General features: G+C 72.6%; 6 protein-coding genes. 5 read left to right on the top strand and 1 reads right to left on the bottom strand.

Annotated elements, in window-relative coordinates; all coding sequences use genetic code 11:
• Positions 1–72: 72 nt before the first annotated feature.
• The 5 genes from ACOJUF_RS07800 (at position 73) to ACOJUF_RS07780 (ending at position 5,153) form a co-directional block, all read left to right on the top strand.
• Entirely contained in the window at positions 73–891 is an 819-nt protein-coding gene (locus ACOJUF_RS07800; RefSeq protein ID WP_420121288.1) for a transglutaminase-like domain-containing protein, read from the top strand.
• A gap of 9 nt (positions 892–900) precedes the next feature.
• A complete protein-coding gene (ybaK, locus tag ACOJUF_RS07795) occupies positions 901–1,380 on the top strand; it encodes a Cys-tRNA(Pro) deacylase (protein WP_420121287.1) in 480 nt (159 codons plus the stop codon).
• A gap of 125 nt (positions 1,381–1,505) precedes the next feature.
• Entirely contained in the window at positions 1,506–3,167 is a 1,662-nt protein-coding gene (locus tag ACOJUF_RS07790; protein ID WP_420121286.1) for a hypothetical protein, read from the top strand.
• A gap of 10 nt (positions 3,168–3,177) precedes the next feature.
• A complete protein-coding gene (locus ACOJUF_RS07785; protein ID WP_420121285.1) occupies positions 3,178–3,612 on the top strand; it encodes a hypothetical protein in 435 nt (144 codons plus the stop codon).
• Positions 3,609–5,153, top strand: coding sequence for an FHA domain-containing protein (locus ACOJUF_RS07780; protein WP_420121284.1), 1,545 nt, complete (start codon positions 3,609–3,611; stop codon positions 5,151–5,153). The genes ACOJUF_RS07785 and ACOJUF_RS07780 overlap by 4 nt, the downstream gene beginning before the upstream one ends.
• 328 nt (positions 5,154–5,481) lie before the next feature.
• Here ACOJUF_RS07780 and ACOJUF_RS07775 read toward each other — a convergent pair whose 3' ends face one another.
• Positions 5,482–7,560 carry a cation:proton antiporter gene (locus tag ACOJUF_RS07775; RefSeq protein ID WP_420121283.1) on the bottom strand — a complete coding sequence of 693 codons (2,079 nt, stop codon included), beginning with the start codon at positions 7,558–7,560 and terminating at the stop codon, positions 5,482–5,484.
• Positions 7,561–7,682: the final 122 nt, after the last annotated feature.

The following is a 7,682-nucleotide window of genomic DNA, read 5'->3' as shown; positions in this document are numbered from 1 at the left end:
GTCCCCGGCCGCCCGCCCCGGCCGTCCGCGCGAGGAAACATGATCGGCATGTGACCCGCCTACGTTGGGCCGATGCGCACCCGCAGGCTCGCCGTCGGCGGCGACTTCCGCTACACCGCGACGAACGCGACGCCGGCGGTCGTGCAGGTGGCCCCGCTCGGCGGTGAGGGCGTGACCATCGAGGTCGAGCAGTGGTTCATCGATCCCCCGCAGGAGACCCACGAGTACCGGGACATCTACGACAACCGGTGCCACCGGATGGTGCTGCCGCCCGGCCGGTCGAGCTTCGGGTACCAGGCGCTGGTGACCGTGCCGGATGCGCCCGAGGACGCCGACTTCTCGGCCCCGGAATGGGCGCCGAACGCGCTCCCCGACGACGTGCTGATGTACCTGATGCCCAGCCGGTACTGCCTGCCGGACATGCTCGGCCACGAGGCGTGGGCCAGGTTCAGTCACATGACCCCCGGCTACGGCCGCGTCGCGGCCATCTGTCAGCACGTGCACGACCACCTGCAGTTCGCCTACGGGAGCAGCTCGCCGACCTCGACGGCGGTCGACGTGTACACCTCCGGGTTCGGGGTCTGCCGTGACTTCACCCACCTGGCGATCACCTTCTGCCGCGCGCTGAACATCCCCGCCCGCTATGTCTTCGGATACCTGCCCGACCTGGACGGGCCGGCCGATCCGGCGCCGATGGATTTCGCCGCGTGGATGGAGGTGTGGCTCGGCGACCGGTGGTGGACGTTCGACCCGCGCAACAACCGGCGGCGCACGGGGCGGGTGTTGATCGGCCGCGGCCGGGACGCCTCCGACGTCGCGATGGTCACCTCCTTCGGTGGACCCACCCTGGATTCGATGTCGGTGATCGCCCACGAGGTCCAGCCCGGATAGGGTGCCCCCGTGGCCGGCGCCCCGACTCCCGCGATCGCGGCCCTGACCCGCGCCAAGGTCGCGCACACCCTGCACCCCTACCACCACGACCCGGCCACCACCGCGTTCGGGGACGAGGTCGTGCAGGCCCTGGGCTGGCCGGCGGAGCGGGTCTTCAAGACGCTGGTCGTCACGGTCGACGGGAGGCTGACCGTCGGGGTGGTGCCGGTGTCCGGGCAGCTGGACCTCAAGGCGCTGGCGGTCGCCGCCGGGGGCAAGAAGGCGGCCATGGCCAAGGTCGCGGACGCGGAACGGTCGTCGGGCTACGTCGCCGGGGGGATCTCCCCGCTGGGCCAGCGCAAGGCGCTGCCCACCGTCATCGACCGGTCGGCGGCCGATCACGACACGATCATGGTCAGCGCAGGCCGGCGGGGGCTGCAGGTGGAGCTGGCCCCGGCCGACCTGGTCCGCCTGACCCGCGGGACTTTGGCCGCGATTGCATCAAGTTGACCCTGGGTTGCACCTATGCCTGGACCCTATGGGTCCACATGAGTGAAGATCACATCCGTCGTCCGTTTGCTCGGGTCCTGGCCAGCCAGACGGCCCGCGGCATGCCTGCATAAGGGGGAAGCAGGGTGACCCAGCCACCCGTTCGACCCGCGCCACCGCCCTACCAGCCACCGCCCCACCAGCCACCGCCGGCGCAGCCGCCACCGAACCGGGCCGGGGATCGACCCCACCCGCCGGGGCCGCGCCCGGCCGGCCCGCCGGGCGGCGACCTGACGCCCGAGCTGATCGAGTCCGACATCTGGACCGACGAGATGGTCCAGCGCGCGGGCATCCCGATCATCGACACCAAGTTCGTCACGGTCGGCGGCGGCATCGGATCGTTCGTCACGGTCGACTTCCTGCGCATCTACGGCGTCGCCCCGCAGGACATCACGGTGCTCACCCAGCTGGAGACGCCGTGGCAGAGCTACGAGTACCTGACCCGCGTCTCCCAGATCCCGCGGACCGAGCGGCTGCGCTCGGACTCCAAGTCCACCCCCGACAACATCTGGGGCTTCCCCTCGTACGCGGTCCGCGAGGCGTTCGGCGCCAAGAGCGTCGGCGGGTTCGTCAAGCCACTGTGGAACGTGTTGACCGAACCGATCATCGAGAACTACTACACGCCCAAGGCCGGCCAGGCGTTCGAGACGATGGAACGGGAGGCGAACCGGATCGGGTACCAGCAGTGCGTGCGCAAGGGCCAGGTCCGGATGGTGCGGCGGCGCCGGGAGGGCGGTTACTTCACCATCCTGACCCCGCCGGCCGGCGCCACCCCGACCAAGCGGCTGGCCTATCGCAGCCCGTTCGTGCATATCGCCATCGGCTACCCCGGCCTCAAGCTGCTGCCCGACCTCCAGCGGTACCGCGAGCACTACCGCGATCCGTCCCGGGTGGTCAACGCCTACGAGCCGCACGAGCACGTCTACCAGCAGCTGCAGCTGCGGCCCGGCACGGTGGTGATCCGCGGGGGCGGCATCGTCGCCTCCCGGGTGCTCCAGCGGCTGATCGACGACCGGGACCGCAACCACCTGCAGACCCAGATCATCCACGTGTTCCGGACCTACATCACCGGTGCGCACGGGCCGAACATCTTCAAGCGCCGCCGGGGTGGCGACGGCTGGGCCTACCAGGGGTTCAACTACCCCAAGTCGGTCTGGGGCGGCCAGCTCAAGGCCAAGATCCGGAACCTCGAGGGCGAGGAGCGGGCCAAGGCGTACAAGGAGATGGGCGGCACCAATACCCCGATCCGCAAGGACTGGCAGGAGCAGCTCAAGCGGGGCCGGCGCGAGGGCTGGTACCGCACCGTCACCGGTGAGGTGAGCGAGCTGCGCCCCGGTCCGAACGGCCAGGGCGTGGTGACGTACCTCACCATCAAGGGCCAACCGGCTCCGGCCGAGATCTACTCCGACTTCGTCATCGACTGCACCGGCCTGGAGGCCGACATCCGCGAACACCGGGTGCTGGCCGACCTGCTCGACCATTCCGGCGCCGGCCGGAACCCGGTCGGCCGGCTGGACGTCGACCGCACCTTCGAGGTGATCGGCACCCGCAGCCAACCCGGCCGGATGTACGCCTCCGGCAGCGCCACCCTGGGGGGCTACTTCCCCGGCGTCGACACTTTCCTGGGCCTGCAGATCGCGGCCCAGGAGATCGCCGACGACCTGGCCAAGCTCGGATTCTGCAAGAAGTTCGGCGTCGCGGCGTCGACCAGACAGTGGTGGCGCTGGGCGCGTCACCGCAGCATCTGAGGCGGCGGCGATGGTTCCCACCCTCTACGGGCGCATTCAGACCCGGATCGTGCTCACCCTCGTCGTCGGCGGCCTCTGGACGCTGATCATCACCCCGTTCCTGCCGACCGGCGAGCCGCTCGGGCCGTCGTACCGGATGACGTTCATCATCCTGCTCACCGTGCTGGTGCTGGGCATCGTGTGGGAGTTCCTCTACCACGGGCTGCAGCAGTTCCGGTGGGAGAAGGACTGGCCGACCTTCTTCGGGTTGCTGACCGGCATCAACGAGGGTCTGCTGGTCTGGATCCTGCTCAAGGCCGGCGCGATTCCCGGTGTCGGCGACGTGCCGGTGTCGGTTTTCCTGATCCAGTTCATCACCACCTGGCTGGTGATCTTCCTGGTCGTCAACGGTCCGGTGCAGATCTTCTTCTCACGATGGCGATTCCGGGGAGGCCGGTTCTGGTGACAGTCAGCTTCGACGACATCCGGGCGGAGGTGTTGCCGGGCGCCCACCTCGTCGCCCGGGTGCCCGGCATCGTCGTGGTCATCCGGCGGGACGGCACGGCCGGCGAGGCGACCGCCGCGAACCTGCTGGACCTGATCCGGCAGGCCGCGGTGGACGCCGCTCCGGCCCCCGGCCGCGACCTGGCCCGGCGGCTCACCGAATGGGTGGTCCGCACCCGCTCGGTTCCCGGCTTCGGCACGGTCGCGGCCACCGAGGACGGCATCGCCGTCTTCCTGCACGGCGACGTCAGCGTCGCCGAGCTGACCCCGCCGGGATCGGCCCCCGCGCCGGACGCCGACCGCCTGCAGCTCTCCGGCCGGACCGCGGCGTTCACCGTCGACCGGCTCCTGCCGTGGCCGGCCGGCCCGGTGGTGCTGACCGCCGGCCCGCCCGCCGATCCCGCGGAGGGCGGCACCGCCGTCGGCGTCCTCGGCTGGTCCGGGCTCAAGGAGGGCCTGGTGCCCGGTGAGGGCATCGTGCTGGGCGCGCCGGCCACCGCCGCGGCCCCGCCCGCCGGCCGGCACGCCTCGCCGTTCCCCTCCGTGCAGACGCCCCTGCCGCCGGCCGCCGATCCGGAGTCCACCCAGGAACATCCGGCGGCCCACCCCGACCGTGAGCCCACCGCGGAACACCCGATCCCCGATCCGGTGCCGGTGCCGGTGCCGGTGCCGGTGCCCGCGCCCCCCGTGACCCCGACCCCGACCCCGGCGCCCGGTCCCGCGCCGACCCCGCCGGTCGCCGTGCCGGACGGTCGCAAGTTCATCAGCACGCCGCTGACGCCGGGCCCGGCCGCACCCGCCGGGCCGCCGGTTCCGGACCCCGTCGCCGCCCCGCCGGTCGCGCCCCCGGCCGCCCCGCCCCCGTCGCCCCCGAGCCAGCAGCCGGTCGAGCTGCGGCCGCCCCGGCTGTCCGAGCAGATCTTCGGCTCCCACGAGCACGAGAAGCCGCGGCCGCCGCTGCCGGTGTCCGACCGCGAGGAGCCGGCCAAGCGGGACCGGCCGCGACCGGGCGTCGCCGGCCCCGCCCACGTGCTGGTCAAGGGTTTCCGCTGCTCCCGCAACCACCACAACGATCCCCGGGTCTCGTTCTGCTCGGTCTGCGGGATCCGGATGGACCAGCGCACCGGCGTCCTGGTCGACGGCCGCCGGCCCCCGCTCGGCCTGCTGGTGCTGGACATCGGGGCCACCTTCGTCCTGGACGACAACTACCTGGTGGGCCGCAACCCGGAGGTGGACGAGGCCGTCATCTCCAGCCGGTTGCGTCCCATCCGGCTGGACGACGACAGCGGGACGCTGTCCCGGGTGCACGCGGAGATCCGCCTCGAGGGCTGGGACGTCCTGCTGCTGGATCGCGGCTCGGCGAACGGCACCTACCTGGCCGCGGCCGGCCAGTCCGGCTGGACCCGGCTGGCGCCGCAGCGGCCCGTCGTGCTCACCCCGGGCACCCACGTCCGGATCGGCCGGCGCGTCTTCACCTTCGAATCGGCGCACGCCCGCCTCTGACGATCGACCCCCGGCTCGGGGGGCGGCGGGTTCGCCGCCACCGGAGCCGGGGTGCCGGGCGTCGGGCGCCGCTCCCCGGCGGTGACCCGGTCGGCCCGCCGTCCGCGGTGTCCGAGCGGGTCGGCGCAGTCGCCGCACACCCCGCGGGCGCGCCATCGGCGCGGTCCCGGCGGGCCGGCCGCACCGGACCGGCCCGACCTGCCGACGGAGTCACTCGACCGACGACGCGTACCTGGACCTGCGACGGCGACCCTCGACCTGCCGACGGCACCCCTCGACCTGCGACGCGTGCCGGGACCTGCGACGGCGTCCCCGGCCGGTCGGCCGGTCAGCTTCCCGGGGCCGCCGCGACCTTGGCCAGCTGCTCGGCCAGCTCGATCTCCCGGTCGTCCAGGCCGGCCCGCACCCGGATCACCGCGGACCGGCCGCCGCCGGCGAGACCGGCCCCCACGAGATCGGCCGCGAACGCGCCGCCGTCGGCCACCAGTACCAGATCCGAGACCATCGCCTCGTCGGTCGCGTCGACCAGCCGGACGTCCAGCCCACCGCCCTTCAGGGGCGACAGGGCGGCGGACACCCGGCGGGCGGCCCGGCCCCCGTCCGGCACGGCGACGTGCAGCGGTCCGCCCAGATGGGCGGCGGCCGCCGAGCCGAGCACGACCGCGACGTGCCCGTCGGCGCCGCCGTCGACGACGACGCCGACTGCCGCCGGGGTCGTCAACGGAGCCGCCACGTGGGCCACGGCCAGGGTGAACGCGGCGTCGGCCGGGGCCGGACCGGCGAACGCCGGGAAAGAGTCGGCGACCAGCACCACCGCGGCGTTGACGCTCGCCGCCTGCGCCGTGACGTCGGCCCACGGGTCGACCGAGAACCGGGTGAGCACCGAGCAGTCGACGCCACCGGCCCCCAGCTCGCGGGCCAGCACATTCAGCTCGTCGACGGTGCTGGCCATCCGGGCCAGGTCGGGCACCACCGGGGCACCCACCTCCAGCGGCGCCTTGGGCCGCACCAGCAGGCGGGTCAGCACCAGTTGCGCCGGCCGGCCGCTGCCCAGCAGGGCTGCGCCCACCCGGGCCAGGTCGCGGGCCCGGTCGGCGTCGTCGAGCACGACGAGCACGCGGTAGGAATCGGTGACGCCCAGCGCGGCCCGTTCGGCCTCGGCGATGTCGCGCTGCATGTGGCGGTCGGAGTAGACCAGCTTGAGCAACGGTCCGGTCATGGCCGTGGTGATCAGGGCCATCAGCACCATCATGGTGAACAGCTCGCCGTCCAGGACGCCGAGTTGCTTGCCGACGTTGAGGATGACCAGTTCGGTCAGGCCGCGGGTGTTCATCAGCAGGCCGAGGGCCGTCGCCTGCCGCGGCCGCGTCTTCATCGCCCGGGCCCCGGCGTAGGCGCCGACGAACTTGCCGCCGATGGCCACGAGCAGGATCAGCGCCAGCTGCCAGAGACCGCCGCCGGACAGGCCCAGGATGTTGGTGGACAGGCCGGTGACCACGAAGAACAGCGGCAGCAGCAGCAGGACGCTGACCTGTTCCAGCCGCTCCAGGATCTCCCGGGTCAGGTCGGCCGCGCCCTGCCGGGGCATCACCGCGCCGAACACGAACGCGCCGAAGATGGCGTGGATGCCGATGATCTCGGTGACGAACGCGGACGCCAGGACGCCGATGAGCACGATGGACAGGATGTCGGGGGTGAGCCGGCCGACCCGCTGGTACCAGTCGTTGAGCCGCTTGAGCAGGGGCCGCACGACGCCGAACATGATGGCGGCGAAGATCGCGGTCAGGATGACGATGCGCAGCACGTCCAGCGGACCGTTGCCCTGGACGACCGCGACCACGAAGGCCAGCAGGGTCCAGGCGATGATGTCGTCGACCGCGGCGCAGGCCAGGGCCAGCACCCCGATGGGCGTCCGGTGCATGCCCCGGTCGGTCAGGATGCGGGCCAGCACCGGGAACGCGGTGATCGACATGGCCACGCCGAGGAACAGGGCCAGCGCCAGCGGCGCCACCGGTCCCGCGTCGGTCTCGTCGTGCAGCGGGTACAGCACGATCGACAGTCCCGCGCCGAGCGCGAACGGCAGGGCGACCGAGGCCGCCGAGATGGTGCCCGCGGTCCGCTCCCGGCCGCGGATGAGCAGCATGTCCAGCTCGAGCCCGACGATGAACATGAACAGCACGAGGCCCAGTTGGGCCAGGATGTTCAGGTAGGGCAGGACCTCCGGCGGGAACAGCCGTCCGTCCAGATCGCCCGGCAGCAGCCCGAGCAGGCTCGGGCCCATGGCCAGGCCGGCCACGATCTCGCCGACCACGGGCGGTTGCCCGATGCGGATGGCCAGCCGCCCGAAGAGCCGGGCGACGACCATGATGATCGCGATGTCGATGAACACCAGCGCGGTGATGTGCATGGGCGGCTGTCCCGGGGTGAGTCGAGGCGAGGGTTCGCAGGGGTCGCGGCCACCCCGGCGGACCAGGGGCGATCGTCACCGAGTGTGAGGCACGCAGCCCCGCCGCCGATACCCGTCCCGAC

Source organism: Nakamurella sp. (assembly GCF_048594475.1).
Taxonomy (GTDB): Bacteria; Actinomycetota; Actinomycetes; order Mycobacteriales; family Nakamurellaceae; genus Nakamurella.
The sequence above is the reverse complement of the archived record's forward strand: the minus strand, read 5'-3'. Positions and strand labels throughout refer to the sequence as shown.

Coding starts and splice junctions, on each gene's coding strand:
- ACOJUF_RS07800 (WP_420121288.1), top strand. CDS start 73: ATGCGCACCCGCAGGCTCGCCGTCGGCGGCGACTTCCGCTACACCGCG.
- ACOJUF_RS07785 (WP_420121285.1), top strand. CDS start 3,178: ATGGTTCCCACCCTCTACGGGCGCATTCAGACCCGGATCGTGCTCACC.
- ACOJUF_RS07775 (WP_420121283.1), bottom strand. CDS start 7,560: ATGCACATCACCGCGCTGGTGTTCATCGACATCGCGATCATCATGGTC.